The 25,741-nt window shown below is 48.6% G+C and carries 27 protein-coding genes; 13 read left to right on the top strand and 14 right to left on the bottom strand.

Annotated elements, in window-relative coordinates; all coding sequences use genetic code 11:
- Positions 1-36 precede the first annotated feature (36 nt).
- Positions 37-945, top strand: coding sequence for a DMT family transporter (locus OGY72_RS09555; RefSeq protein ID WP_286547655.1), 909 nt, complete (start codon positions 37-39; stop codon positions 943-945).
- Position 946: 1 nt separating this feature from the next.
- Here the strand turns inward: OGY72_RS09555 and OGY72_RS09550 are convergent, their stop codons facing one another.
- On the bottom strand, positions 947-1,843 hold the full coding sequence (locus OGY72_RS09550; RefSeq protein WP_286547654.1) for a LysR family transcriptional regulator: 897 nt from the start codon (positions 1,841-1,843) through the stop codon (positions 947-949).
- A 109-nt stretch (positions 1,844-1,952) separates the two neighbouring features.
- Between OGY72_RS09550 and OGY72_RS09545 the strand changes: the two genes are divergently transcribed.
- The 4 genes from OGY72_RS09545 to OGY72_RS09530 all read left to right on the top strand — a co-directional run bounded on the left by OGY72_RS09545 (position 1,953) and on the right by OGY72_RS09530 (position 5,606).
- Positions 1,953-2,498: an NADPH-dependent FMN reductase gene (locus OGY72_RS09545; protein WP_286547653.1), complete on the top strand. Its 546-nt coding sequence runs from the start codon at positions 1,953-1,955 to the stop codon at positions 2,496-2,498.
- 174 nt (positions 2,499-2,672) lie between these two features.
- On the top strand, positions 2,673-3,578 hold the full coding sequence (locus tag OGY72_RS09540; protein WP_286547651.1) for a glutathione S-transferase C-terminal domain-containing protein: 906 nt from the start codon (positions 2,673-2,675) through the stop codon (positions 3,576-3,578).
- 289 nt (positions 3,579-3,867) lie between these two features.
- The gene (locus OGY72_RS09535) at positions 3,868-5,274 is read left to right on the top strand and encodes a hypothetical protein (RefSeq protein ID WP_286547648.1); all 1,407 of its coding nucleotides are present in this window, start codon (positions 3,868-3,870) and stop codon (positions 5,272-5,274) included.
- Positions 5,271-5,606: a hypothetical protein gene (locus OGY72_RS09530; RefSeq protein ID WP_286547647.1), complete on the top strand. Its 336-nt coding sequence runs from the start codon at positions 5,271-5,273 to the stop codon at positions 5,604-5,606. Before OGY72_RS09535 ends, OGY72_RS09530 begins: the two co-directional genes overlap by 4 nt.
- Positions 5,607-5,766: 160 nt before the next feature.
- Here OGY72_RS09530 and OGY72_RS09525 read toward each other — a convergent pair whose 3' ends face one another.
- From OGY72_RS09525 to OGY72_RS09510, 4 genes are all read right to left on the bottom strand, one after another.
- Positions 5,767-6,243, bottom strand: coding sequence for a GNAT family N-acetyltransferase (locus tag OGY72_RS09525; RefSeq protein ID WP_286547646.1), 477 nt, complete (start codon positions 6,241-6,243; stop codon positions 5,767-5,769).
- 111 nt (positions 6,244-6,354) lie between these two features.
- Complete coding sequence (locus OGY72_RS09520; RefSeq protein WP_286547645.1) at positions 6,355-7,140, bottom strand: hypothetical protein; 786 nt, start codon at positions 7,138-7,140, stop codon at positions 6,355-6,357.
- Between the two features lie 211 nt (positions 7,141-7,351).
- Positions 7,352-7,993, bottom strand: coding sequence for an NADPH-dependent F420 reductase (locus OGY72_RS09515; RefSeq protein WP_286547643.1), 642 nt, complete (start codon positions 7,991-7,993; stop codon positions 7,352-7,354).
- A 75-nt stretch (positions 7,994-8,068) separates the two neighbouring features.
- Positions 8,069-9,127, bottom strand: coding sequence for an alkene reductase (locus OGY72_RS09510; protein WP_286547642.1), 1,059 nt, complete (start codon positions 9,125-9,127; stop codon positions 8,069-8,071).
- A 94-nt stretch (positions 9,128-9,221) separates the two neighbouring features.
- On the opposite strand from OGY72_RS09510, the gene OGY72_RS09505 reads away from it, so the two are divergent.
- From OGY72_RS09505 to arsA (OGY72_RS09480), 6 genes are all read left to right on the top strand, one after another.
- A complete protein-coding gene (locus tag OGY72_RS09505; protein WP_286547641.1) occupies positions 9,222-10,130 on the top strand; it encodes a LysR family transcriptional regulator in 909 nt (302 codons plus the stop codon).
- A 452-nt stretch (positions 10,131-10,582) separates the two neighbouring features.
- Entirely contained in the window at positions 10,583-10,906 is a 324-nt protein-coding gene (locus OGY72_RS09500; protein WP_045334541.1) for an ArsR/SmtB family transcription factor, read from the top strand.
- A 1-nt stretch (position 10,907) separates the two neighbouring features.
- Complete coding sequence (gene arsH / locus OGY72_RS09495; protein WP_286547639.1) at positions 10,908-11,621, top strand: arsenical resistance protein ArsH; 714 nt, start codon at positions 10,908-10,910, stop codon at positions 11,619-11,621.
- Positions 11,622-11,629: 8 nt separating this feature from the next.
- On the top strand, positions 11,630-12,175 hold the full coding sequence (locus tag OGY72_RS09490) for a sigma-70 family RNA polymerase sigma factor (protein WP_286547638.1): 546 nt from the start codon (positions 11,630-11,632) through the stop codon (positions 12,173-12,175).
- A gap of 75 nt (positions 12,176-12,250) precedes the next feature.
- Positions 12,251-12,613, top strand: coding sequence for an arsenic metallochaperone ArsD family protein (locus tag OGY72_RS09485; protein WP_123267971.1), 363 nt, complete (start codon positions 12,251-12,253; stop codon positions 12,611-12,613).
- 20 nt (positions 12,614-12,633) lie between these two features.
- Complete coding sequence (arsA, locus tag OGY72_RS09480; protein ID WP_123267970.1) at positions 12,634-14,391, top strand: arsenical pump-driving ATPase; 1,758 nt, start codon at positions 12,634-12,636, stop codon at positions 14,389-14,391.
- A gap of 73 nt (positions 14,392-14,464) precedes the next feature.
- Here arsA (OGY72_RS09480) and OGY72_RS09475 read toward each other — a convergent pair whose 3' ends face one another.
- From OGY72_RS09475 to OGY72_RS09440, 8 genes are all read right to left on the bottom strand, one after another.
- Entirely contained in the window at positions 14,465-14,833 is a 369-nt protein-coding gene (locus OGY72_RS09475; RefSeq protein WP_123267969.1) for a winged helix-turn-helix domain-containing protein, read from the bottom strand.
- A gap of 63 nt (positions 14,834-14,896) precedes the next feature.
- Positions 14,897-15,709, bottom strand: coding sequence for a sulfite exporter TauE/SafE family protein (locus OGY72_RS09470; RefSeq protein WP_123267968.1), 813 nt, complete (start codon positions 15,707-15,709; stop codon positions 14,897-14,899).
- A gap of 152 nt (positions 15,710-15,861) precedes the next feature.
- Positions 15,862-16,293 carry a glutaredoxin-dependent arsenate reductase gene (gene arsC / locus OGY72_RS09465; RefSeq protein WP_123267967.1) on the bottom strand — a complete coding sequence of 144 codons (432 nt, stop codon included), beginning with the start codon at positions 16,291-16,293 and terminating at the stop codon, positions 15,862-15,864.
- Between the two features lie 12 nt (positions 16,294-16,305).
- The gene (gene arsB, locus OGY72_RS09460) at positions 16,306-17,595 is read right to left on the bottom strand and encodes an arsenite efflux transporter membrane subunit ArsB (protein ID WP_286547637.1); all 1,290 of its coding nucleotides are present in this window, start codon (positions 17,593-17,595) and stop codon (positions 16,306-16,308) included.
- A gap of 47 nt (positions 17,596-17,642) precedes the next feature.
- Positions 17,643-19,394 carry an arsenite efflux transporter ATPase subunit ArsA gene (gene arsA, locus OGY72_RS09455; protein ID WP_123267965.1) on the bottom strand — a complete coding sequence of 584 codons (1,752 nt, stop codon included), beginning with the start codon at positions 19,392-19,394 and terminating at the stop codon, positions 17,643-17,645.
- A 17-nt stretch (positions 19,395-19,411) separates the two neighbouring features.
- Positions 19,412-19,774 carry an arsenite efflux transporter metallochaperone ArsD gene (arsD, locus tag OGY72_RS09450; protein ID WP_049606171.1) on the bottom strand — a complete coding sequence of 121 codons (363 nt, stop codon included), beginning with the start codon at positions 19,772-19,774 and terminating at the stop codon, positions 19,412-19,414.
- 47 nt (positions 19,775-19,821) lie between these two features.
- Positions 19,822-20,172: an As(III)-sensing metalloregulatory transcriptional repressor ArsR gene (arsR, locus tag OGY72_RS09445; RefSeq protein WP_123267964.1), complete on the bottom strand. Its 351-nt coding sequence runs from the start codon at positions 20,170-20,172 to the stop codon at positions 19,822-19,824.
- 203 nt (positions 20,173-20,375) lie between these two features.
- Positions 20,376-21,101, bottom strand: coding sequence for a hypothetical protein (locus OGY72_RS09440; RefSeq protein ID WP_123267963.1), 726 nt, complete (start codon positions 21,099-21,101; stop codon positions 20,376-20,378).
- A 483-nt stretch (positions 21,102-21,584) separates the two neighbouring features.
- On the opposite strand from OGY72_RS09440, the gene OGY72_RS09435 reads away from it, so the two are divergent.
- Together OGY72_RS09435 and OGY72_RS09430 are read left to right on the top strand one after the other, a co-directional pair.
- Positions 21,585-23,558 carry an ATP-dependent nuclease gene (locus tag OGY72_RS09435; RefSeq protein ID WP_286547635.1) on the top strand — a complete coding sequence of 658 codons (1,974 nt, stop codon included), beginning with the start codon at positions 21,585-21,587 and terminating at the stop codon, positions 23,556-23,558.
- Positions 23,545-24,654 (top strand): UvrD-helicase domain-containing protein, encoded by a 1,110-nt coding sequence (locus tag OGY72_RS09430; protein ID WP_286547634.1) that lies wholly within the window; start codon positions 23,545-23,547, stop codon positions 24,652-24,654. The genes OGY72_RS09435 and OGY72_RS09430 overlap by 14 nt, the downstream gene beginning before the upstream one ends.
- A 38-nt stretch (positions 24,655-24,692) precedes the next feature.
- Here OGY72_RS09430 and OGY72_RS09425 read toward each other — a convergent pair whose 3' ends face one another.
- On the bottom strand, positions 24,693-25,673 hold the full coding sequence (locus OGY72_RS09425; RefSeq protein WP_000019450.1) for an IS5-like element ISKpn26 family transposase: 981 nt from the start codon (positions 25,671-25,673) through the stop codon (positions 24,693-24,695).
- Positions 25,674-25,741 lie beyond the last annotated feature (68 nt).

Here is a 25,741-nt window from a genome sequence, read left to right as displayed (position 1 = left end):
CTTTTTCGTAGCCTGTGCAGACTGTCCGGGGGATCTATGGCACACCTTAAATACCACCTGTTGCTGGTTTTCAGCACCATCATTATCGCGGGTTCGTTTATCTCGGCGCAGGCGCTCTCTGCAGACGTTGCGCCGGCGTCGCTTGCGCTGATGCGCTTCTGCCTGGCTGCTCTGGTTCTGGCACCCTTTATCCTTTTTAACACAGACAGACGCCGTACCTTTATCCGCATCCTGCCTAAAGGGTTAATAATCAGTTTCTTCTATGCTGCCTTTTTTATGATTATGTTTAAGGCACTGAAAACGACCACCACGCTCAACACCGGCACGCTTTATACCCTGGTGCCGTTTCTGACCGCCGTGGTCAGTATTTTCCTTTTCAGGGATAAAATCCGGGCTGGTACGCTTCTGGTTTACATCATCAGCACAATTGGTACGGTCTGGGTAATCAGCCGGAGTGAGGTTGATGTTCTCCTGCATCTGCAGCTTAACCAGGGTGATGCGCTATTCCTGATTGGGTGTCTTTCTATGGTGGGATTTTCGGTGTCGATGAAGCTGCTCTACAAAGGCGAGGAGATGCTGGTCTTTGTATTCACCACGCTGGTTTCTGGCGCGGCATGGATGGGCGGTGCCCTTATCCTCTCCGGTGAAGTTCCCGATTACTCAGGCATGAATTTTGAGCAGTTTCTGCATATGGCTTACCTGGCCATCTTTGCCACGCTGCTGACCTCCTGGGTCATGCAGATTGCGACCGTGAAGCTGAGTCCGCGCCAGGTCTCCGCTTATATTTACCTGAATCCGGTCTTTGTTGCCTTCATTGCCATGCTGACCAGCGGGCAGGCGCTGCCCGTCAGCGTCTATCCGGGTATTGCGCTGTCGATTCTGGCCACAGTCCTGCTACAGGTGCAGGCGGCAAGGGAACGTCGCCCCGTCACGGCGGGACGATGAGTCATGCCTGTTCCCGAAACGCAGACGTCACAAAATCGATAAACAGCCGGACCTTTTGCGACTGCTCCTTATGGTAAGGGTATACCGCATACAGTGAGTGGGTGTCCGGCACCCATTCCGGCATGACCTCAACCAGTTCACCTGACGCGAGCTCCGGACGGACAAACTCCTCCGGGATCAGGATAATCCCCAGCCCCTGAACTGCCGCCTGCTTCAGGGCAATGCCGTTATTTACCGAATAACTGGCCGGCATCAGCTCCACGGAAATGTTTTCGTTATCCCGGGTAAAAAACCATTTTCTGGGTGAAGAGGATAAGCTGTAGACCAGGCAGTCGTGTTCTTTCAGCTGTTCAGGATGCACAGCAGGGGCCGCCTGGCTGAGGTATGCCGGTGAAGCACACAGGATCCGGCGGACCGTACAGACCAGCCGCGAACGCATGGAGGAATCGTTCAACGCACCTCCTCCCCTGATGGCGACATCAATGCCTTTGTCTATGAGATCGACATAGGTGTCACTGAGGATCACCTCAGCACTGATATCAGGATAGCGGTGCCTGAACTCGCAGATAATCGGGTTGATTTTGATGAGTCCATACGACATGGGGGCGCTGACCCTCAGCCTGCCTTTTGGTGAAAACGAGGATGCCATGACGGACTGATCGGCTGACTCCAGCGCATCGAGTACGCTGCAAATCTGGCGGTAATAGGCCAGCCCGGATTCCGTTATGCTCATACGCCGTGTGGTACGGTTAATCAGCGCGGTGCCAAGGTGATCCTCGAGCTCGTTTATGTTTTTACTGACAGCTGCCTGTGACAGATGCAGATCGTCAGCCGCGGCCTTAAAGGTACCGAGTTCCACTACCCGACGAAAAACGTTCAGTGCCGTAATTCTGTTCATAACACCACTTTAATTTACTGAGGGTGAATTATCTTATCACCCGGCTTGTCTTTATACACTTTCAGGAAATCCGTATCTTACGGACATGTAATGTCTGACGATGAATACCATGAAAAAAATTCTCATCCTGAATGGCAGTAACAGTGCGCCGGAAGAGTCCATCAACTGGCAACTGGCTTCCTGGGTTGCAACCCGGTTCACACGTCATGAGGTAGTCCTGACCAGCCTCCATGAACATCCGCTGCCAATGTACCCGCTGGGGCATGAAAACGACCTGTTGCCGGAGTCGGTCATCCGACTCGGGGACATCGTAAGAGACTGCTCAGCTCTGGTTATCGTATCACCGGAGCACAACGGCCTGATGCCGGCCTGCCTCAAGAATGTCATCGACTGGTTGTCACGTACACGTGAGCAGGGCGAGTCCTTCTTTGGTGAACAGGGTAAAAAAGTTCTGTTGCTGAGCACCTCACCCGGAAAAAATGGCGGTGCAACCAACCTGAAGTATATGGGGGAACTGATGCCCTGGTGGGGCTGCGTACTGGTAGGGACTTACAGCGTGGGTGAGTTTTATCAGAAATTCCATGATGGCTGCTTTGATACCGAAACCGAAGCCGCATTACAGGAAATGACGAGTTTGCTCGAATCCCAACTCTGATGCACTTTCTTCATCATCATTGTCCCTTCACCAGGGGATTTTCTGAGTGTGTTTTGGCTGCAATTGCAGCCTTTTTTTGCTCTCTCGGTGTGCATATCTGTCATGCCGGTATAGGTCAGACCATACTGTCCTGATGACACCCCCTTTTCTAACCGTAACCTCATGGAGGTCAAAATGGCTGTACTTGAAAGCGGCATCTGGTACGCGAATAAGTCAGCAGATGCCCTGACGCATGAAGATACCTTTACAGGTGAAATTCTGCCGCAGGCCGGGCGTTATCATCTGTATGTCTCCGGTGCCTGCCCCTTTGCGCACCGTCCGTGGCTGGTTATTCAGGCCCTGGGGCTTGATGAAGCAATCTCCGTTTCATCCGTGGCTGCGGTCCGCGGTGATAACGGCTGGAGCTTCAGTAACGAAAACCCTGACCCGGTGAATCACGAAACCTGGCTGCGTTCACTGTACGTACGCACGGCAGCGGACTTTACCGGCCGGGTTTCGGTGCCCGTACTCTGGGATAAACAGGACGGGAAAATCGTCTGTAACGATTCGGCGAAGCTTGCAGCGGCGCTTGCCACCGACTGGAAAAGTCTGGCACGCAATACGACAGAGTTGTTACCGGCACCGTTTGCCTGCGAGATTGCGGAAATGAACGCCTGGCTTCACAGCAACATTAACCGTCGTGTTTATCAGGTCGGTTTTGCGACCCGTCAGGAAGATTACGACAGGGAGGTTGCCGTTCTGTTTGAGGCGCTCAAAACCTTAGACAAAAGGCTGACCACTTCGCTGTACCTGTTCGGTGACGAACTGACTTTATCCGACCTCTTCCTGTTCCCGTCACTGGTGAGATTCGAGACCGTGTATGCCGTACATTTCAGGGCAAACGTCAGGCCACTGCAGTCGTTTGAGGCTCTGTACCGGTACATGCTTAATCTGCTGACCCGGAAAGACTTCCGCCAGACCCTGGACATGCACCACATTCATCAGCATTACTATCTGTCGCATCGTCATATCAATCCGGCAGGCATTATTCCTGCCGGACCCCGCCCTGAATGGGTGAGACGTTATGGCCTGACCGTGTGAGTCACCGAGGGCCCGGGATCCTGTTATTCACCGGGCCCGTTAAAATCTGTGTTCCAGGGCAGCAGAAAGACCAATTGGTTGTCGTGCCGCTCTGGCAATACTCAGGATATGACGAAGTCCCCCCTCAAATCAGGCCTGGTACCAACAATCCGCCGCCTGACCCCGTACTTTCATATTCACCAACTCACAAAATTGCACCGATCTCGGGAAAATATAAGATAGCGTCCGGGACTTTTTCGCCGCTCTCGCTATCATGACTGCATACATTCATAGCAGACAAGGCACTGAAATGACAGTCAATATCAAAACTACAGAGCTCGCTTCGGAAACGTTGTTCTTTGGGCATAAGCCACTTTTGAACGATGACGCAATTCTGGATAAAGCTAACGAAATATTAGAGGAACTTAAACCCCGGTTTCCCAGGTGCCAAGCCAAAACAAAGGTCACTGATTTGAAAAATGGGCGGAGGACAGTGAAGGACATGGTGAGCTTTGGGATAGGCGAACACCAATACCCTGCGCTTGCTAAGACTGAGTCCTTTAAGCATTTAGTGGCACTGGTTAGCGCATTAAACCTGCTCGCCCCAAAATGGAAGCTGCAAATTAAGCCCTACCAGGATGAACGCGATCTGACGCTGGGATTCTATGATTACCTGGATGACAAGTATCACCCCAGTCGACTCGCTGGTGAGATTTTAAAAGGCTATTTTTATTGCCTTGGCCAATTTAACGCATCGGCCGCTGATCGTCTTAGCGCAACTGAAAATCACATCATTGAAATCATGCGTATGAGACCCCGTGTTAAAGGGGACCTTTTTAGCAAGGATTTTGATTACACAACCGGAACAGCAGAAGACCGTGGATGGCTGGACAGTATCATTGACCCTCTGCTCCTGCGTTATCCAGAAACACAGCACGATACGCTGGCAGAAAGTTCAACGCTCGCATTTCACAGACACATCAGCAAGAACATGGTGTTAAATGATTTCATTAATAGTGGCCATTATCACCAGTGGGAAAGCGAGCAACTCACCGACGTCATCCATGCTTTCAATCAATGGACTGAAGCGGAAGAACTGTCTGCAGTGCCGGCAGAGGATGAGGCCGATTCACGCATTGCTGTAACTTTTGCAGCCATCCACGCTGTGGATCGTTCCAGTAGTTTCGACTGGCAGTCGCAAATCCAGAATAATCTTCAGGATAAATACATCAGCCGCTTGCTGAAATTTGTGCGTTACGTTCGGTACGCCAAAAAACAGCAGAACAAAAAGGTTTCCCTGCGACTGATACGTCGCGGCAGCACAAACCGTGACCTGATGCTTTACCCGGCTCTACTGGAGCTCAGTGATAAAATCCACGACCCGGATCATCAGGTGATGTGCAGTAATGTCAGTAACTTACTGACTGAAATGAAAATCAATGCCGAGCTGACAAAGTTCATGGGCAATATTTTTGGCGCACTGTGCTGCTATGAAGGGGATGAAACTGACATCAATGCCCAGAAGTTTTCCTACTGCGAAAATCGTAAAAACTCATGGGAGTACCGGACAACATTTATGCATAAACTCCTGCGACTGGATTATGACCAGATGGAATCCTTCCTGGATGAACTGGACGCAATCCTGATACCCGAACGCGACATTCTTCAGTCGAGGCTTAACCACAAAATTGACCTTTACCAGAGGGGGTATGTATGAATCTTTCAGGAAGCATCACCATTGAAGTGTGTGACAAAAATGGCGAAGAGATTGAGGTCCTTGACATCAGTGCCTCTGAGTTCGGCCTTGAGGAATCAGGAACGCGTAACTATGACGGAGAGCGTGCCTACCGGGGGCTGTACATCTACTTCAACAGCGAGTACGGTTTTGATGTGCTGGCGGAAGCCGAGGAGATGAACCACTCCATTACTGATTTTGATATCAACCTGCGCCAGCACAGCAGCGAGTATCGGCTCAGCATGGATTCAGACGATATTGAAGCCAACCCGACAGACGCTGAGGTTGAATACGACGAAGACGACTGGCGGTGATCCTGATAGTAAATACCCGGCCAGCGTCGTGGCCGGGTATGACTGCCACAGCATCGCGAAGCAGGCGAAAGACATATTTCACCCTTGTGTTGACTGATGCCCGATAAGCACATTGATGTGTTCATCTCCGATGCAGGTTCCAGACTGTACGGGCTTAACATCAGTCTGCCGGCTTGAAGAAGACATACATTCCGACGCCATCCTTTCCCATGTCCTCGACGCGGATGATAGAAAAACCGCATTTATTCACATAGAAGCACACGTTATTGATAAGGCAGGTAGGTGTTCTCAGCGTCCATCCACTTTCACCCGGATGCGTCTTTTCAATTTCCGACCAGGCCTGGTGCCCATAACCTTTCCTCTGTTCATCGGGCAGGATGAACAGCTTTTCCAGAAGATTTGTTCCGTTGGCCACTATGGAAGTGATGGCTCCGCCGATGAGGCGATTGTCCACCCAGAAACCCAGCACACGTTTGTCAGGATGGGCGATTTCAGTCTGAAAGGAAAAAGTATCCTCACCATCATCCTCATCTTCTTCCATATCTGCAGGAAAATAAGGCCCGTTCGATTCAAACGATAATGAGTAGATCCGTTCCAGTTCGTTTGCATCCGACAGACTGGCTGCTTTAATGAGCATAAATTCCCTTATAGTACATATGCAAAAGAGACGGCCCGGGAAGCAGGTGGTGCTTCCCGGGGCCGTCTGGTCATTTATCTGTGGTTGTTTTGCGCCAACAGAAACCGGCGATTATTTTGCTTTATCCAGCACAACCGGATAATTACCGCTGAAGTCAATCCATGGGTTGGTGCCGAGCAGTTCCTGATGCGCAACTTCAGCCTTGTAACGCATGGTGAACTCTTTCGGACCATGGCCGAAGGCCACAATAAGCCCCTGTTTCGGATCCATGATGCCGGCATGCATGCCCAGGCCGTGGTAGCTCACACGAACCGCCTTGTCGTTCAGACCGACTTTCTCAACCTGGAAGCGTGCAACAGAGCCATCTTTCAACGTGAAGCCCCAGCGGAACGGACCGCCGTTAACCACAGTCATCACTTCATCAACGTCAGTGCCATCATCAGCCGAGTTGACGTGCATGCGGCCATATTTTTCCAGTACCGCCTTGTGGGTTTTTTCATCCATCGCCTTCATGTCATACACTTTCGGGTATGGACCAAAGCCGGTTTCTTCCGTTAACACGCCACCGCCTTTAACCGCCGGCGTACGACCCGCCATGGCAACCTGTTCAAGCAGCTGCTCCTGATTCAGGTGAAATTCCTTAATCAGCAGATCCTGTTCGGGTTTGGTCAGCGCACGGCTCTCAGATACCTTCAGGACAGGTTTTGCCGCTTCAGGAATATCAAGGGTGGTCACGTTGATGCCAATAGGATTAAGGACAGCATTGACCGCCTCAACGCCTTTCACATCCGGGCGACCATCGCTGAATTTCAGGGAAACCACGTCGTTCGCAAACGCATTAACAGACGTGACGGATGCCAGAGCGGCGGCCAGTAAAGCAACTTTAGTCAGTTTCATTCTGTACTCCTCGTTTAGGTGTTGAGTCCAGTGTAGAGGCCGAGTATGTTTACTGAAATAGCATTGTAATTAATACATAATTTACTGGAGGTGTTTTATATATCACTCAGAATCTGCTACTTCCACGGGCATCTGTTGACAGGAACCGCAGACTTTTTGCAAACGTCATCAGCCTCAGGGATACCCCCATCCTGAAAGGATGGGGACAATGTCAGAGGTTTGCCCGCAGGTCACCCTCTGTAAACATGTGCGGGAACAGACGCCCACCCGGATCGAGGGGGAAAGACTCTGCCAGCGTACCCAGATCAACCGGCACAAAACCTGAATCCTTTACCAACTGAACTGCAACCTGTTTCGCTTCCGGATTATCGGCGGCGATAGCCATTGCCCAGAATCCGGATTCAGACATCCCGCGGTTCAGAAGAAGTTCATGCGCAACATGGGTAAAGGCCCGGGCCACGTGGCTGTCGGGTAACAGCGATGCCATTCTGCTACCGGCAGTCTCTTCCGTGCCCAGAGCTGAGATAATGCGTCCTTCAGCAGACAGGGCAAAGGGGTTGGTCGCATCCACGATCACCTTAGATGCCGCCCAGGGCGCAATCGCCGGGATGGTGTCCTCAAGTGCAGGATAAGGGACGGCAATAATGATAATGTCACTGGCAGCAGCCGCTTCCCCGATGGTTTTGACTGTCGCCTGGTTATGCTCAATGCCGGGCAGGTTATGTCCATTGGCCGGATTTCTGGAGCCGTACACAATCTCATAGCCTTTTTTGAGCAGCAGTGTGCCGAGGGCTTTGCCGATACTTCCCGTACCGATAATACTGATGCGATCGTTCTTAATACCGTTACTCATAACATCTCCATTTAGATAAAGTTTTCCACAGACAGGCCGTGAAAACGGTTTGCACAAATTGTCAGTCCGGGGACGCTACTGGAGGGCGGGATAATCCGTATAACCACGCGCATCGCCACCGAAGAAAGTGGCTCTGTCGGCTTCATTCATCGGTGCCTGGACGGTGACACGATGGACAAAATCAGGGTTTGCCAGGACCATTGCGCCATACGCCTCGATGTCCGCCAGACCGGATGCGATATCCGCCCCCATCAGTTCACGCGCGCGACCGGGCCGGTTAAGAATCAAGGTCTGATCCCAGCGCTGTCTGAGCTCGGTGAGAAGAGCGTGCTGGCCCCATTCCATAACATCCAGAAAGGCCAGCCCCAGCTTGTTGAGTTCCGTTGCCAGATAACAGTAAAGGTCATAGCCTTCGCTTCCCTCATTCAGCCCCCCGAGCGTTGCGCCCGGTGACACGCGAAAACCGGTCCTTCCAGCACCAATTTCTTCAGCCACGGCCTTCGCCACTTCGATGGCAAAGCGGGCTCTGTTTTCAACTGCCCCCCCGTACATATCGGTACGCATGTTGGCGTTGGGTGCGAAAAACTGCTGGATGAGATAACCATTGGCACCGTGAATTTCCACGCCATCAGCGCCGGCTTCAATGGCGCAGCGGGCTGCGTGACGAAACTCCTCCACAGTTCGCTGAATGTCTTCAGCTGTCATCTCCCGTGGAACCGGTACATGTTTCATGCCGGCAGGAGTGTGTAACTGAACGTCGGGTGCAACGGCTGAAGGTGCAATGGCCTGCAGGCGTCCGTGCACGTTATCAGGGTGTGACATCCGGCCGGCGTGCATTAGCTGGATGAAAATCAGTCCGCCTTTTTTATGCACGGCTGAGGTGATTTTTTTCCAGCTCTGAATATGGGCATCCGTGTAGATGCCCGGTGTGCCCGTGTTGCCCTGACCGGTATCAGAAGGCTGTGTCGCTTCGGTGATGATGAGTCCGGTCTCAGCCCGCTGGCCATAGTATTCCGCCATCATTTCTGTAACCGTACCATCCGGATTAGCCCGACTGCGGGTCATGGGAGCCATAGCCAGACGGTTTCGGGTGCAGTAAATGCCCAGCCGGGCAGGCGTGAGTAAGCGTGTCATGGTAACTGTCCTGAAGAGAAAATTTGACACGCCGATGTTGTGCTATTTAAGCTGATGATGGAAATCAATTACCTGCACACCTACTATTCATCTCATGGATAAACTCCGACAAATTGACCTGAATCTGCTGTTAACACTGAACGTTCTGTTAATCGAGAAACACGTCTCGCGTTCCGCTGAGCGCCTTCATAAAAGCCAGCCGGCCATCAGCCACGCTCTTGCATTGCTGCGCCGTCATTTTGACGATCCTCTGCTGGTTCGTCGCAATGGGCAGATGGTGCTGACGGCAAAAGCCGCGGCCCTGTTGTGCCCTCTTCATGATGCGCTGGCCAGTCTGAACGGACTGATGGGGGGGACGTCCGATTTCGATGCATCGCAGGCGAAGGGAAAATTCAGGATCGCCATGTCTGATTACGCAACACGATTTGTGCTTCCACGGCTTGTCCGGCACGTACGTGAACATGCGCCGGGCCTGGATTTATCCGTCAGTCAGGTAAGCCGGCAGGACATGCTCCTGCGGCTCAGGGACGGCGAACTGGACCTGGCGCTTGGATTATTTCCGGATCCACCGGAACATATCCGCGTGCAGTCACTGTTCCATGAAAATTACGTCAGTGTGGCAGATAAAACATCGCTACCCCGCCAGAGAGAGCTGACGCTAACCGAATGGCTGGAGAGGCCGCACGTGCTTGTTGCCCTTCAACCGGATTCACATGACGAAATTGAAAGGGCACTGGCACTGCAGGGTCTGGAGAGACGCATCGCCGTAGCCATGACGCACTGGGGGGTGGCCCCGGATTTAATTCTCGGTACAGACCTCATTCTGACGGTCGCGCAACGTGCGGTGGAGCCATTCACCCGGTATAAGGGGCTTAAATGCTTCGCGCCTCCGGTCGCCCTGGAGCCTTTTGCTTACCAGCAGGGATGGCACGTGCGTCATGAAATCGACCCGGCTCACAGATGGTTGCGAGAAGCCGTGTGGAACTGCAGTCAGCCTGTGTAACTGCACAGCCTGCAGAGACCGCCACTATAACCAGGCAAAATACGAGCATTCTTAACGGAAAAGAAGGTTTCCATAAATGCGTTCCCGAGTTTCCCCACACTCACAGAGCAACATTTTTGTGTGATTGCTGAAAGAAATATGGTTGTGACCTGCTCTCCGTTGATTGAAACACAGCATAGCTAGCAACATCCATAGCAACTCAATTACGAACGTCAGCTCTTCGCTCATAGCAGACCTTTGGCTCAGTTAGTTTTCCCTTTCTGTATCAACAGTGGATGAAGAGGAGGTATAGAACTTAGCCTGTTCATCACATTAGTCCTATCTATGTGATCGATCGCAGCAGTTAAGTAACCTCTCCTGATTTCAATATCCAACCAGACACATTCAATATTGAAATCGATAAATACTTCCATTATTCTGGAAATATGGAATTATAAATTGTGAGAACGATCATGGAACTGAACTTTGCGGCGACGGTGCTGAAAGAACTTGGACATATGACAAGGCTCGGTATCTACAAAAGACTGATCAAAGCAGGACCTACAGGCATGGCTGTGGGCGAACTACAGAAGCAACTAGAGATCCCAGCTTCCACACTGAGTCATCACCTTTCATCGCTGATATCTGTATCTCTGGTTCGTCAGGAACGGCACGGTAGAACACTTTACTGCCACGCTTGCTATGAAAATCTTGGTGCGTTGATTTCCTTTCTAACAGAAGAGTGCTGCTCGGAAGCATGTGAACCAGGCGATACTGATACCGATGTCGGAGAATAAGATGTCCATTGAACTTAAGAATGTTGATGCAAGCCTGCTAGACACCTCAATCACAGAGGCAAGATTCGGCGTTCCTGCCGTTCCCCATCCTCCTCGTATCCTGATGCTGTACGGATCTGTGCGCGAACGTTCCTACAGCCGACTGGCCACTGAGGAAGCTGCAAGGTTGCTGACTGCCATGGGCGCAGAGGTGCGGATCTTCAATCCTTCTGGCCTACCGCTTCCTGATGATGCGCCTGACTCGCATCCTAAAGTTATGGAACTGCGCGAGCTGGTTCGTTGGTCCGAAGGCATGGTGTGGTGCTCACCTGAACGCCATGGTGCGATGACCAGCATCATGAAGGCCCAGATTGACTGGATACCACTTTCTGAAGGCGCTGTTCGTCCTTCTCAGGGTAAGACACTGGCCGTTATGCAGGTCTGCGGTGGCTCTCAGTCTTTCAATGCCGTAAACCAGATGCGCATTCTTGGCCGCTGGATGCGGATGATCACCATCCCGAATCAGTCCTCTGTGGCAAAAGCCTGGCAGGAGTTTGATGAAGATGGACGAATGAAGCCGTCGTCTTATTACGACCGGATCGTGGATGTGATGGAAGAACTGGTGAAATTTACTCTGCTGACCCGAGGTAACTCAGCCTATCTCGTTGATCGCTACAGCGAACGAAAAGAGTCTGCAGAAGAACTTTCCCGGCGGGTTAATCAGAGCAAAATTTGAGGGCTGGTATGAGTGATGTAACGCCATTCAACAACTGCATGAGCGTGTTCTGGCGGCAACATGAAGTCGAACTATCTCGCTTTTTGACATCGAAGACAGGTGATAGCGAAAAAGCAGCAGACCTTCTACAGGAGCTATTCCTGCGTGCCCGCGCTCATTCAGACAGTTTCTGCGAGATGGAGAATCCGCGAGCCTGGCTGTATCGGGCGGCGAGGAATCTGCTGATTGATGAGTACCGCACCACCAGGGAGTTCGTTGAGCTGGAAGAAGATGCCCCATTCACAGACGCATCCCCTGATGCCATCTCAACGCTGGGTATTTGCCTGCCTGAAACATTACAGGCATTACCTGAAGATGAGCGGTGGTTGATTGAAGAATCCGACCTTAACCGGCGTCCCCAGCAGTCCCTGGCCGATGAACTGGGAATCACACTTACGGCGTTTAAATCCCGTCTGCGTCGGGCCAGAAAACACCTGAAAGAGACGATGACAGAACTTTGTCAGATTGAGGCGGATGACACGTCTCCCGTCTGCTGCCACAAAAAAATGAATTAATCGCGCATCTTTTTCCCATCACCTTCGTTTACCTCAGTGTAAAGCCAATTGACTAAACACTGAGGTAAACAGTCCATGTCAAAAATTGAGATCTTTGAAGCAGCAGGCTGCTGCGCAACCAGTAGCGTTGTGGTCAGCGACGAAGCCATCAAATGGAACGCCAGCGCCGAATGGGCGAAAAAAAATGGCGTTGATATTCAGCGCTACAGCCTTGCGAAGAACCCGCAGCAGTTCCTGAATACCCCTGTCATCAAAGAGTTCCTGAACACATCAGGAATGGAGTCCCTCCCCGTCACCTTGCTCGATGGGAAGCTCGTGATGGCAGGCAAACTCCCGACGCGTGAAGATATCGCCCGTTGGTCAGGTATTGCGCTTACTCAGGACTGGAGTGAAGACAGCGCCCAACCACGCTGCTGCAGCATTCCACGTATGCCTTAATTCCAGAGGAGCTAACACTGATGAATATGCCATTTTTAAAAGACATTCCCCCATTCATCTTCTTCACTGGCAAAGGTGGCGTGGGTAAAACATCTCTGGCCTGTGCTACTGCAGTATGGCTGGCCGATCAGGGCAAGAGAACGCTTCTGGTGAGTACCGATCCGGCTTCCAATGTCGGCCAGGTCTTTAGCCAGACTATCGGCCACCGAATCACAGATATCAGCACCGTTGAAAATCTTGCTGCGATGGAAGTTGATCCGATGGCTGCAGCGCAAGCCTATCGTGACCGTGTGCTTGACCCTGTTCGCGGGCTGATGCCAGCCGATGTGGTCAGCAGTATTGAAGAGCAGCTCTCCGGCTCATGCACCACGGAAATCGCTGCGTTTGATGAGTTTACTGGTCTGCTGACCAATCATGAGCTGCGGGAAAAATATGACCATATCGTATTTGATACCGCGCCAACCGGTCACACCATCCGCATGCTTGAATTGCCGGGAGCCTGGAGCGGTTATCTCGAAGCGAACCCTGATGCCGCTGCAAACCTTGGACCTCTGGTAGGGCTTGAGAAACAACAGCACCAGTACTCCGATGCGGTTAAAGCGCTGTCCGACGCAGCTCTCACACGCTTAGTGCTGGTTGCCCGAGCTCAGGCTTCAACGCTGAAAGAAGTATCTCATACGCACGATGAGCTGTCTGCTATCGGTTTGCAGCATCAGCACCTTGCCATCAATGGTGTGCTGCCACCGTTTGCAGGTGAGGATGATCCACTGGCGCAAAGTATTCTGGCTCGGGAAGAAAAAGCATTACAGGCAATGCCTGATAATCTGGCTAATCTTCCCCGCTCACAGCTATATCTGAAGCCATTTAACCTGGTCGGTCTGGAAGCATTGCGGGAGTTATTTACAGAGAGCAAAGCCACACCGGCTCTCCCTGCTACCACGCTGAATACTCTGGATTTGCCGAAGCTATCCTCACTGGTGGATGAACTCAGCCAGACAGGTAAAGGGCTGGTCATGACGATGGGTAAAGGCGGAGTGGGCAAAACGACCGTTGCGGCATCAGTCGCGGTATCGCTGGCGAAACGTGGCCACAAAGTCCATCTGACCACATCCGATCCGGCAGCACATCTGTCTTACACGCTGGATGGATCGCTGCCCAATCTTCAGGTCAGCCGTATCGACCCTAAGGTAGAGACAGAACGTTATCGCCGCTTTGTCCTGGAAAATCAGGGCAAAGGATTAGATGCAGAAGGGCTGGCGGTGCTTGAGGAAGACCTCCGCTCACCATGCACTGAAGAGATTGCCGTCTTCCAGGCATTCTCTCGGATCATCAAAGAGGCAGACGACCATTTTGTCATTATGGACACCGCGCCAACAGGTCACACACTTCTGCTACTGGATGCGACGGGAGCCTATCATCGGGAAATGGTGCGCCAGATGGGGCAAACACATGACCATGTGATGACGCCAATGATGCAATTGCAGGACCCGGAGAAGACGAAGGTGATTATCGTGACGCTTGCCGAAACGACACCTGTACTGGAAGCAGCAAACCTGCAGCAGGATTTGCGTCGCGCTGGCATTGAGCCGTGGGCATGGGTTGTGAATAACAGCCTGGCGGCAGCTGAACCGTCTTCACCTTTCCTGAAGACCAGGGCGAACCGCGAGTTGCCTCTCATCTCTGATGTGGCAGAGCAGTATGCAAAGCGTATTGCATTAACAGCGCTACAGAGCGAAGAGCCGGTTGGTATTGACCTGCTGGAAGAAATGGCGAAGTAACAATGAAGGGGGCATTAGCCCCCTTCATGCATTGCTGTCGCTCTATTTTCCCGATGGATAACAAAGGTCTCTGTCATTTTCCAAAAAGAATCTTTTCAAGTTCGATTAACTGTTGCTGAGATTGCTCATTGAGGTGAGCCTCGGCCTGGTCATACCAGGTCAATAGGCTACGCCCCAATGGCGTCAGAACTGTCCCACCACCTTTGTTACCACCAGTGGAAGTAATTACAACTGGCTGACCAATTCCCTTATTCAAAGTGTCAATTAAGAGCCATGCTCTTTTATAAGGTATCCCCAAATCTTTAGCTGCCGCAGAAAGAGAGTGAAATCCATCAATCGCCCTTAAAAGGTCAACCTTCCCCGGCCCTAGCGAGATGTTGTCGTTAATATAGATCCTCGGTCTGACTAAGATTAAGTTTGATTTAAGGGGCTTACTTTTCATTCTGATACCTTTTTCAAAATCATTTTCTCTGTGATGCGGAATAGTCCAAAGCGTAAACCACCATCATCTTTGCCGGGTATGCTTAAAGGTTTTGATTGCGGAAATAAGCAGTACCACGCCCAACAGAGTCATAAGTACTCTTACCGGGAACATACCGAGCATAAGGCCCCCAATAGCGGCACCTATAACGGAACCGATGACCATCCACACAAAAAGTTTTTTCTCTTTTCTCAGGATCTGGAAAGCATCTGCATTAGTGTAGCGAGAGAACCCCACAATCATCGTCGGTAAACTGATCATGAGTGACAAACTGCCAGCCAGTTTTATGTCAGCCCCAAAAAGGATAACGATGGTTGGTATAAGGAGCTCTCCCCCTGCAACACCCAACAGAGCTGCAACATTCCCGATAAAGAAACCAGCAATAACCCCCGCAATAATGGTGGCGACTCCAGGCTGGAATAATCCAGCGGAGTTATCATGCAAAGGCATCCATGCTTCTGAAAGCATGACGAAAGACAGGATAACAAGCAGGATCAGAATGATTCTGTCCAGCCAAATACGTGACATTTTTATAGCTCTTCCTGCAGCCCACCATGCTCCGATAAGGCTCCCGGCAAGCAAATTGATAACAATATCAAGATGTGCTAACAGCTGGTCAACTGCAATCGACTTTGTGCGGAATATCAAAGCAACGGCAACGACAGTAAGGCTCATTGCTTTGTTAAAAATAACCGCTTCCAGCGTGGGCATTTTGAAACTACCAATCAGGACCGGAAGGCGGAATTCAGCACCACCAAGACCAATCAATCCGCCTAAAGCACCTATTAACGTGCCTGATAAAAAACCTTTTCCGTTCCGTTTCGATTCTGATGACATGTATTTACCTTTCCCGTTATGTCAAAAATGACACAACGGGAAAGGTAGCATAAAAAATGTGGACTCTGGAAGCGTATATTTAACTTTCTGGAGGGATGATGAAAAAAGAGGATATGAAAGGGCCGGGAAATTAGCCCTTTCATTGGCTGAAATTACTTGCTGTCTATTCGTTTTCCACTAGCGTCCACGACCTTCTCACCATCTTCCTTGGTGAAAGCCGCTTTCTGGGCATCCGGAAGGATATCCAGAACCACCTCGGACGGACGGCACAGTTTAGTGCCCAATGGCGTCACTACGATCGGACGATTAATCAGAATCGGATGTTGCAGCATAAAGTCGATGAGCTGGTCGTCAGTAAATTTATCTTCTGCAAGACCCAGTTCCTCATACGGCTCGACGTTCTTACGCAGCAAAGCCCGGACGGAAATGCCCATATCCGCAATGAGTTTGACCAGCTCATCGCGTGAAGGTGGAGTCTCAAGGTAAAGAATAACGGTCGGCTCATTACCGCTGTTGCGGATCATCTCCAGCGTGTTACGCGACGTGCCGCAGGCCGGATTGTGATAAATAGTAATGTTGCTCATTTCAGTATCTCATTACAAAGTGAAAGAGAGACGTAGCGCCAGCGCGGCCAGCGTTACAAACAGCACAGGCAGAGTCATGACGATCCCGGTGCGGAAATAGTATCCCCAGGTGATGGTCATGTTCTTCTGTGAAAGGACATGCAGCCAGAGCAGCGTTGCCAGGCTACCAATAGGTGTAATTTTCGGTCCCAGATCGCAGCCAATCACGTTGGCATAAATCATCGCCTCTTTGATAACGCCTGTTGCGGTGCTGCCATCAATAGAGAGAGCGCCAACCAGCACGGTAGGCATATTGTTCATGATGGAAGACAGGAAAGCCGTCAGGAAGCCAGTACCAAACGTCGCGACCCAAAGTCCTTTATCTGCCAGCACGTTCAGTACACCAGAGAGATATTCTGTTAGACCGGCGTTGCGCAGGCCATAGACCACCAGATACATCCCCAGAGAGAAGATGACGATCTGCCATGGCGCACCGCGAAGCACCTTACCAGTGTTAATGGCATGGCCTCGTTTTGCCACCGCAAACAGGATTACAGCGCCAACAGCCGCAATCGCGCTAACGGGAATACCGAGTGGCTCGAGGACAAAGAACCCAACCAGCAGAAGAACTAAAACAATCCAGCCGGTTCTGAAGGTTGCCAGATCTTTAATCGCTTTCGCCGGTTCTTTCAGGAGAGCCAGGTCGTAAGTCGGCGGAATATCTTTGCGGAAGAACAGATGCAGCATCACCAGCGTGGCGATAATTGCGGCAATATCCACCGGTACCATTACCGACGCATACTCAGTGAAACCCAGCCCAAAGAAGTCTGCAGAAACGATGTTAACCAGGTTCGACACGATGAGCGGCAGACTGGCCGTATCAGCAATAAATCCGGCGGCCATGACAAATGCTAGTGTCGTGCCTTTGCTGAACCCTAATGCTAATAGCATTGCGATGACTATCGGCGTCAGAATCAATGCCGCACCATCGTTGGCAAACAGTGCCGCCACCGCTGCACCGAGCAGAACAATATAGGTAAACAGCAAACGCCCACGACCGTTACCCCAACGTGAAACGTGCAGCGCCGCCCATTCGAAAAAGCCCGATTCATCGAGCAACAGGCTGATAATAATCGCGGCAATAAAGGTCGCCGTCGCATTCCAGACGATATTCCACACAACAGGGATATCACCAAAATGGACTACGCCAGATATCAGCGCCAGTACCGCGCCCAGCGTCGCACTCCAGCCGATCCCTAATCCCTTCGGTTGCCAGATAACCAAAACGATGGTCAGGATAAAAATAGCGCCTGCCAGTAACATAAATCCTCCAGACAGGACGGCAGAGCCGCCCTGTGTATGTCAAAAAATTAAACTGCCAGCTCTCTGAGTTTCTCGATGCCAGTAGGCTCAGAAGCCATTACCGGTACTAATGCTATGCGGCTTGCATGCTGGTTCTTCACCGCCTCGATCTGAGGAAGTTCTTGTCGGGCACGCTGGCAAAGCAGTGGTGAATGGGTCTGTGCAATAGAAAGGCTGTTATTGATAATCCAGCCCCAGGGATGAATTCCCGCACGCTCAAGATCGGACTGCAGGTTTGCTGCTTCCAGTACCGGAGTGGTTTCAGGCAGAGTGACCAGCAGGACTTTGGTGCGTTCCGGGTCCTGAAGCTGCATCATCGGAGTGGTAAAATGACCTTTATCCCCCATCTTCCTGGCAATCTCACGATGATAAGCCCCGGTAGCATCAAGCAGTAATAGCGTATGCCCGGTCGGTGCCGTATCCATGACCACAAACCGTTTACCTGCTTCACGGATTACGCGAGAGAACGCCTGGAAAACCGCAATCTCTTCTGTGCAAGGAGAACGTAAATCCTCTTCGAGCAGTCGTTTTCCGGCCTCATCCAGATCCCGGCCTTTCGTCTCAAGAACATGCTGACGATAGCGTTCGGTTTCATCGTGCGGATTGATTCGGCTAACCTGCAAGTTGTTGAGACTACCGTCCAGAGTTGCACTCAGGTGCGCGGCAGGATCTGAGGTAGTGAGGTGTACATCAAAACCCATATCCGCCAGCCTGATGGCGATAGCAGCAGCCATCGTAGTTTTACCCACACCACCTTTGCCCATCAACATAATCAAACCGTGTTCACTGCGGGCGATATCATTGACCAGGCCAGAGAGCGATAAGTTTTCAGGCGTGTACAGGATGTTCGTTACCGGGAGCGGTAATGCCTCAGAATAGGTATCCAGCAGTCCCTTCAATGCTGAAACACCAACCATATTGACTGGCTGTAGTAATAGGGTATCTGTCGGTAGCTCAGATAAACCGGCAGGAAGATTTGCCAGTACCTCCTGCTCACGTTGCCATATCGCAGCGGCCAGGGCGTCATGTTCAGCTTCGGCTTTAGGCAGCACACCATTAATAACCAGGTACTGGTTTTTCAGGCCAATTGCGGCGAGTTCTTCATGGGTGCGGGCGACTTCCTGCAGCGTAGATTTTTGCAGTCGTGCAACCAGAACCAGGCGGGTACGTTCAGGATCGGATAACGCCTCTACCGCATGAGCATACTGCTCACGCTGCTTTTCCAGCCCGGCCATTGGGCCAAGACAGGAAGCACCATCTGGATTACTTTCAATGAAGCTACTCCAGGCACCGGGAAGCTGGAGAAGGCGAATCGTGTGGCCCGTTGGCGCTGTATCAAAAATGATGTGATCGAAACGGGTCAGTAGGGAAGCGTCTGTCAATAAGCCGGTGAACTCATCAAACGCCGCAATCTCAGTGGTACATGCTCCTGAAAGCTGCTCGCTGATACTGTTAACAACGTCATCAGGCAGAAGACCTTTGATAGGATCAACGATTCTGGCGCGGTATTGCTGGGCGGCTTCCTGCGGGTCAATCTCCAGAGCAGAAAGTCCAGGAACTGCCGTCACAGGGCGAATGGTATTACCGATAGCCTGATCGAATACCTGGCCGACATTGGAAGCCGGATCGGTACTGACCAGCAAAACCCGCTTACCCTGTTCAGCAAGGCGGATTGCCGTCGCGCAGGAAATAGACGTTTTTCCTACACCTCCCTTACCGGTAAAAAACAGGTAAGGCGGGATATTCTGTAAGAATTTCATATGTCCTCCTGACATATTCAGCAACAGGAAGTATTACCACCACAGCAGCCGGTGGGAGCTAACCCTACCTTCTCCAGCGGAATACCGAACCAGCGAGCCAGCTCAGCACGTTTTGGGTATCGCCCTGCCATCACCGTTTCACCGTCCAACAGCAGTAGCGGAAGCCCTTCTGCTCCAGATGCTTCGAGGAATGCTTTCGCTTTCTCATTCTGAACAAAGCTCATGGGCTGCTGCGCCAGGTTGTAACGTTCAACCTGTACACCACGTCCTTTCAGCCACTGCACATCAGCAGAAAAATCAACCAGAACCTGATCGACATCTGAGCCACATACGCCGGTACTGCAGCACATTGCCGGGTCAAACACCGTTAACGTCTTCATTCTGAATACCTCACATTCGAAAAATCATATATGTTCAGGCAAATTTTTTAGATGCAAACAGCCTTACCGCTACCAGAGCAGTTTGCCGATGCCAGCTTACGGGCGATGGCCTGTACATCGTCCTGTTGGCTTAACCAGGCCTGCTCAATCACCTGAGCGGCCCAGGAAGGAATATGCGGGGATAAGCGGTAGTGAACCCACTTGCCCTGTTTGCGATCCAGCAAAAGTCCACTTTCCCGGAGCATTGCCAGATGGCGTGAAATCTTGGGCTGAGACTGTTCTAGCGCAGCGCAAAGGTCGCACACGCACAGCTCTCCCATCTCTCTGAGCAGCAACACAATGCCCAAGCGGGTTTCATCGGAGAGGTTTTTGAAGAGTTGTAAAGATGAGAGCGACATTATGACTCCTTTGCTGTAAAAACGTAGGGTACTCTTCACCCAAAAAAAATCAACCACACATCCGAAAAAACGAATGTGAACTCTCGGTGGAACAATCAATACTGTGTACTTCATTAATCAAACAACGATATGACCATCATTGATGTACGGAAATATCTACCGCCCAAAGCAAAGACGCCAATTTCATTCAACTTCATGAAGGGTTAGAAAACATCAGTTATCTGGTTCTTCCACTGATCCTCAGAGAGATATCGTGGCTTCCATTCCAGACCTTCCCAGCCACAAACTAAAAAGGAAATTGCAAATCGCTCATCATAATTTCCGATTAAGTTGGTTCCAACGTCAACCTTAACCACCAAACCAAGAGACTGAAGATACCCAATTGCTATCATTACTTCCTGGTAATTTATTGATAGTCTTGTTTTTATTGTTTTTAATGTTACAGAGGAATGCGAGCATCCGCGGGAACGCACCATGAGTAGGTACAAAAATAACCTCAGCGCATTAAGTTCGTGAAGGCTGCGGTTAGTCATAGACTCAAAGGCCGTGATTCTATTTTTTTCATCAATGACTCCTTTAAACGGTAGCTTACACCAGTGTCCATTGGCAGAGCTAAACCTGGCAACCCTTCGGACCCCATCTTTCCGTTCACAATTCAGCAAAATATACTTCTTCTTCCGATCACCAGAAACCTCAATAGCTTCAGAGTGTTCCAAGAAACGCAATCCATCGCTAACCAACTTTCTGCTCAATGAACAGAGTTGCGAAATCTGATCATAGGTGAGGTTAGCACTGTAAATACCATTTTCATCAATCTCAGATTTTAAGCAAATCAACATGAAGATTTTCAACGCCGATATACCTTGAGATATTTGGTTTTTTTTTAATTGTTTTAAGAGACCGCAATCTCTCATGATGTAGTAAGGCATTGGTTTCCATAGAAAATTCATATCACTTACCTACAACTATTGAGTAGACAAAAAGAAGGATGGCTATTGAGAGAGCCAACTTAGTGAGATCGTCAGAAATCACTGCTAACCTTTCAAGTAGTTTTACCATATTTTCCAATGACATATACACACCTCGCATCGAAATATTATCGCGTTTTTTCGAAGTATGCGCCGTTACTTAAAAGACTAAAAGTCTTTTAAGTAACATCTTTCTAGAAGAAAGCATAGAAATAAAAATATATTAATCAATTAGATAGTTCATTTTTATAGTTCACGAAGATACCATTACAGTTCATAAAGTACTGCTTTTTATAAATTGAGAATGATTCTACGGTAACTTGCCGGGGTATATTGCATCAGCTTCGAAGGTAGTGCGGAAACCCTTCATGAGGCAGCACCCTCTCTATGTGCGGATCTTTCCTTGAGCACAATCACAAACACATTTGTAATGGCATTGCACACATGGCAAAAAAACAATCTTCCTTTAGAAGGTTGCATCTGGATGATGAGAAATTGACGCCTCTATCTCATTCTGATTTGAAAATGCTTTTAAAAATTCATAAAACCATTACTATCAATAGGTTATTGAACAAACTTGGTGGTGTTATGTACCTGAAAATTTTGAAAGTATGGAATTTCCGAAAGTATGGCTCTTCGGAGGAGATTGATCTAAACAAACCAAATTTATGTTTGCACCTTAAAAAAGGCCTTAATGTTTTAATAGGTGAAAATGACTCAGGGAAGACAGCGATAATAGATGCTATTAAACTGGTTTTAAAAACACATAGTTTTGAATGGATCAAAGTTGACGAAAATGACTTTTATAAAAATACAGACCGACTTAGAATTGAATTAGTTTTTGACGACATGGAAAAAGAAGCCCATCATTTTAATGAATGGGTAGAATACCATCGTGACGGCGATAGGATACATCCTTCTTTGACGTTATCTTACGAAGTATATAAAAAGAATGGAAGGATAATACAATCAGATATAAATGCGGGAAGTTACAACCAAGGGAAAGCACTTAAAGCTGAAGCAAAAGAGTATTTAAAAACAACATATTTAAAACCACTTCGCGATGCTAACTTTGATTTAACTCCTAAACAAAATTCTAGACTATCACAAATACTTAAAACTCATGCAGCCTTTAACAACAAGGACAAAAACCATAGACTCCTTGATCTTTTTATAGAGTTCAACACTAACGTATCCCTTTATTTTGAAGGGAAAGATTCTCAAGGTAATATCATTCCAGATGACAGCAAAGGTAAGGAATTAAAAGATAAAATTGAGGGGTTCGCCAGGGATTTTATTGATGAATCTATATCGACTAATTTTGAAGTAACCCCAGCCAACATCAAATCGATTTTAGAAAAGTTAGCTCTGAAGATACAAGATGGCATTAACCCTGGCCTTGGGACATTAAACAAATTATTTATGGCTGCAGAGTTACTTCATTTAGAGGAGAGTGATTGGTCTGGATTAAAACTATGTTTAATTGAAGAACTAGAAGCACACTTACATCCCCAAGCTCAAATGAAAGTTATTGAATCATTACAAAAACATAATGACATACAAATATTAATTACATCACACAGTCCAAATCTCACATCTAAAGTTCACTTAGAAAACTTAATTCTTTGCCATTCTGGAAATGTTTTCCCTTTAGGGAAAGAGTATACAAAGCTAGATGTAGAAAATGGAGATTACCTGTATTTAGAGCGTTTTCTTGATGTCACAAAATCAAATTTATTCTTTGCCAAAGGGATATTAATGGTGGAAGGTTGGTCTGAAGAAATCCTCTTGCCAGCGATAGCAAAACTTCTAAAAAAACAAGGGGTAATTACGAAAGATTTTACTGATGCGGGCATAGCTGTTGTCAATGTTGCCAGCGCAGAATTCATACGTTTTAGTAAGATATTCATTAGGAATAAGGAACCGCTGATTCCAATACCCGTTGCAATAATCACAGATGTTGATGTTCGAGCCTTCGAAAGAAAAGTAATTAATGAGGATAAAGAAGATAAAGCAAAAAAAAATGAATATGATTATATAAAAATAGATGAGAAAATAATTGAAGAAGAATCAACAAGGAAAGTAATTGAAAAAGAGAATGAGTTCAATAGTCAAAATGTCAGAGTATTTGTAACAAAGCACTGGACTTTAGAATACAGTCTCCTAAAATCTCCAATTTTAGGCGAATACTCAAAACAAGTCCTTTGCGATATGCACAAAAATATCAACAAAGATGATATTGAAAAAGAATTAGCAATAAAATTATTCAATAAAAGCCTATGTAAGACAGACTTTGCATATAAACTAGCTCAAATAATTGATCCATCCTCTGAAAAACACGATCATAGAATAGTCTTACAAGAAGATGACAGATATATCTCTTCGCTGATTGAAGGAGTAAAATATGTCTGTAATTAACATAAGTGATAATGATATTTTATATGCTGAATCCATTCTATTAAAAAATGGAGATCGTTTTGATCAAGAACGTAAAGATTTCATCAAAAATTTGCAAACGATAGATTTACAAGCAGTACCGGGCAGTGGGAAATCCACAGCGTTACTAGCAAAACTTCTTATACTAGAAAGATATATGCCATTTTCAGATGGCCGGGGTATTCTGGTAATTTCCCATACAAACGCTGCAATTGATGAACTTAAAAGTAGAATTGGAAAGTATTGTCCAAAACTTTTCACCTATCCTAATTTCATTGGAACTATACAAAGCTTCACCAATACTTATCTAGCAGGTCATTACCTGAAACTTAGATTTAATACTCAATTAAGAATAGTTGATGATCAACAATTCATTGACTCATTAATTAAATATTACACGAGAATCAAATGGGATGACAATTATGGAAAGTTAGCAAAGTTTTTTTACGGTAGAAATATCAAAGAAGCTAAACGACTCGGGAAAATCCTTGGTAATGAAGACAGTAAAAGTATAAATAAAATATGTGAGCTTTTAATTGAAGAAAACATTAAAAAATTACACTTTGACTTTATAGAGAGAAAATTTCAAGTTTCAGGTGAATCAACCATTCTATTAAGTGACGAAAAAAACTTAAAATTCAATGGATTAGAAATGTTATTCACTGATACATTCAAAAATGGAATTCTGTCTTACAGATACGCTTATCTCTTCGCCAATGAATTTATCACTACATATCCGAAAATAATTGATACCCTTGGTAATAGATTTCAATATGCATTTGTAGATGAAATGCAAGATATGGACGCATTACAATATTCTCTTTTAGAGAATTGTCTTCATAATGGAAAAACAGTTTATCAACGCATAGGTGATAATAACCAAGCAATTTACAACACAGATAATGAAGAAAGTATAAACTGGGTTGGACGCCCCTCAACCTTAAATATTCAAGGCAGTCATAGACTTAGGGAAGGTGCGAATAAGCAGGTCATTTCTTCCCAAGCTGACTCGCTGATTAAAATTTCGCGGATCTGGGCCGATTTTTTTCCCGCAAACACATCGAATCAGCCTATTTAGGCTATTTTTTCCACCATTTCTGGCGTTATTTCCGGTTTTTACTGAGATCTCTCCCACTGACGTATCATTTGGTCCACCCGAAACAGGTTGGCCAGGGTGAATAACATCGCCAGTTGGTTATCGTTTTTCAGCAGCCCCTTGTATCTGGCTTTCACGAAGCCGAACTGCCGCTTGATGATGCGAAACGGGTGCTCCACCCTGGCACGGATGCTGGCTTTCATGTATTCGATGTTGATGGCCGTTTTGTTCTTGCGCGGATGCTGCTTCAAGGTTTTTACCCTGCCGGGACGCTCGGCGATCAGCCAGTCCACATCCACCTCGGCCAGCTCCTCGCGCTGTGGCGCTCCTTGGTAGCCGGCATCGGCTGAGACAAATTGCTCCTCTCCATGAAGCAGATTACCCAGCTGATTGAGGTCATGCTCGTTGGCCGCGGTGGTGACCAGGCTGTGGGTCAGGCCACTCTTGGCATCGACACCAATGTGGGCCTTCATGCCAAAGTGCCACTGATTGCCTTTCTTGGTCTGATGCATCTCCGGATCGCGTTGCTGCTCTTTGTTCTTGGTAGAGCTGGGTGCCTCAATGATGGTGGCATCCACCAAAGTGCCTTGGGTCATCATGACGCCTGCTTCGGCCAGCCAGCGATTGATGGTCTTGAACAATTGACGGGCCAGTTGATGCTGCTCGAGCAGGTGGCGGAAATTCATGATGGTGGTGCGATCCGGCAGGGCGCTATCCAGGGATAATCGGGCAAACAGGCGCATGGAGGCGATTTCGTACAGGGCATCTTCCATGGCACCGTCGCTCAGGTTGTACCAATGCTGCATGCAGTGAATACGCAGCATGGTCTCCAGCGGATAGGGCCGTCGGCCATTGCCCGCCTTGGGATAAAACGGCTCGATGACAGCGGTCATATTCTGCCATGGCAGAATCTGCTCCATGCGGGAGAGGAAAATCTCTTTTCGGGTCTGACGGCGCTTAGTGCTGAATTCACTATCGGCGAAGGTGAGTTGATGGCTCATGATGTCCCTCTGGGATGCGCTCCGGATGAATATGATGATCTCATATCAGGAACTTGTTCGCACCTTCC

It is taken from the genome of Citrobacter sp. Cpo221, assembly GCF_030332345.1.
Classification (GTDB): Bacteria; Pseudomonadota; Gammaproteobacteria; order Enterobacterales; family Enterobacteriaceae; genus Citrobacter; species Citrobacter portucalensis.
The sequence above is the reverse complement of the archived record's forward strand: the minus strand, read 5'-3'. Positions and strand labels throughout refer to the sequence as shown.

Bases quoted from the DNA above. Each gene is read 5' to 3' on its own strand.
- OGY72_RS09555 (WP_286547655.1), top strand. From the start codon at position 37: ATGGCACACCTTAAATACCACCTGTTGCTGGTTTTCAGCACCATCATT.
- OGY72_RS09550 (WP_286547654.1), bottom strand. From the start codon at position 1,843: ATGAACAGAATTACGGCACTGAACGTTTTTCGTCGGGTAGTGGAACTC.
- OGY72_RS09545 (WP_286547653.1), top strand. From the start codon at position 1,953: ATGAAAAAAATTCTCATCCTGAATGGCAGTAACAGTGCGCCGGAAGAG.
- OGY72_RS09540 (WP_286547651.1), top strand. From the start codon at position 2,673: ATGGCTGTACTTGAAAGCGGCATCTGGTACGCGAATAAGTCAGCAGAT.
- OGY72_RS09535 (WP_286547648.1), top strand. From the start codon at position 3,868: ATGACAGTCAATATCAAAACTACAGAGCTCGCTTCGGAAACGTTGTTC.
- OGY72_RS09530 (WP_286547647.1), top strand. From the start codon at position 5,271: ATGAATCTTTCAGGAAGCATCACCATTGAAGTGTGTGACAAAAATGGC.
- OGY72_RS09525 (WP_286547646.1), bottom strand. From the start codon at position 6,243: ATGCTCATTAAAGCAGCCAGTCTGTCGGATGCAAACGAACTGGAACGG.
- OGY72_RS09520 (WP_286547645.1), bottom strand. From the start codon at position 7,140: ATGAAACTGACTAAAGTTGCTTTACTGGCCGCCGCTCTGGCATCCGTC.
- OGY72_RS09515 (WP_286547643.1), bottom strand. From the start codon at position 7,993: ATGAGTAACGGTATTAAGAACGATCGCATCAGTATTATCGGTACGGGA.
- OGY72_RS09510 (WP_286547642.1), bottom strand. From the start codon at position 9,127: ATGACACGCTTACTCACGCCTGCCCGGCTGGGCATTTACTGCACCCGA.
- OGY72_RS09505 (WP_286547641.1), top strand. From the start codon at position 9,222: ATGGATAAACTCCGACAAATTGACCTGAATCTGCTGTTAACACTGAAC.
- OGY72_RS09500 (WP_045334541.1), top strand. From the start codon at position 10,583: ATGGAACTGAACTTTGCGGCGACGGTGCTGAAAGAACTTGGACATATG.
- arsH (WP_286547639.1), top strand. From the start codon at position 10,908: ATGTCCATTGAACTTAAGAATGTTGATGCAAGCCTGCTAGACACCTCA.
- OGY72_RS09490 (WP_286547638.1), top strand. From the start codon at position 11,630: ATGAGTGATGTAACGCCATTCAACAACTGCATGAGCGTGTTCTGGCGG.
- OGY72_RS09485 (WP_123267971.1), top strand. From the start codon at position 12,251: ATGTCAAAAATTGAGATCTTTGAAGCAGCAGGCTGCTGCGCAACCAGT.
- arsA (WP_123267970.1), top strand. From the start codon at position 12,634: ATGAATATGCCATTTTTAAAAGACATTCCCCCATTCATCTTCTTCACT.
- OGY72_RS09475 (WP_123267969.1), bottom strand. From the start codon at position 14,833: ATGAAAAGTAAGCCCCTTAAATCAAACTTAATCTTAGTCAGACCGAGG.
- OGY72_RS09470 (WP_123267968.1), bottom strand. From the start codon at position 15,709: ATGTCATCAGAATCGAAACGGAACGGAAAAGGTTTTTTATCAGGCACG.
- arsC (WP_123267967.1), bottom strand. From the start codon at position 16,293: ATGAGCAACATTACTATTTATCACAATCCGGCCTGCGGCACGTCGCGT.
- arsB (WP_286547637.1), bottom strand. From the start codon at position 17,595: ATGTTACTGGCAGGCGCTATTTTTATCCTGACCATCGTTTTGGTTATC.
- arsA (WP_123267965.1), bottom strand. From the start codon at position 19,394: ATGAAATTCTTACAGAATATCCCGCCTTACCTGTTTTTTACCGGTAAG.
- arsD (WP_049606171.1), bottom strand. From the start codon at position 19,774: ATGAAGACGTTAACGGTGTTTGACCCGGCAATGTGCTGCAGTACCGGC.
- arsR (WP_123267964.1), bottom strand. From the start codon at position 20,172: ATGTCGCTCTCATCTTTACAACTCTTCAAAAACCTCTCCGATGAAACC.
- OGY72_RS09440 (WP_123267963.1), bottom strand. From the start codon at position 21,101: ATGCCTTACTACATCATGAGAGATTGCGGTCTCTTAAAACAATTAAAA.
- OGY72_RS09435 (WP_286547635.1), top strand. From the start codon at position 21,585: ATGGCAAAAAAACAATCTTCCTTTAGAAGGTTGCATCTGGATGATGAG.
- OGY72_RS09430 (WP_286547634.1), top strand. From the start codon at position 23,545: ATGTCTGTAATTAACATAAGTGATAATGATATTTTATATGCTGAATCC.
- OGY72_RS09425 (WP_000019450.1), bottom strand. From the start codon at position 25,673: ATGAGCCATCAACTCACCTTCGCCGATAGTGAATTCAGCACTAAGCGC.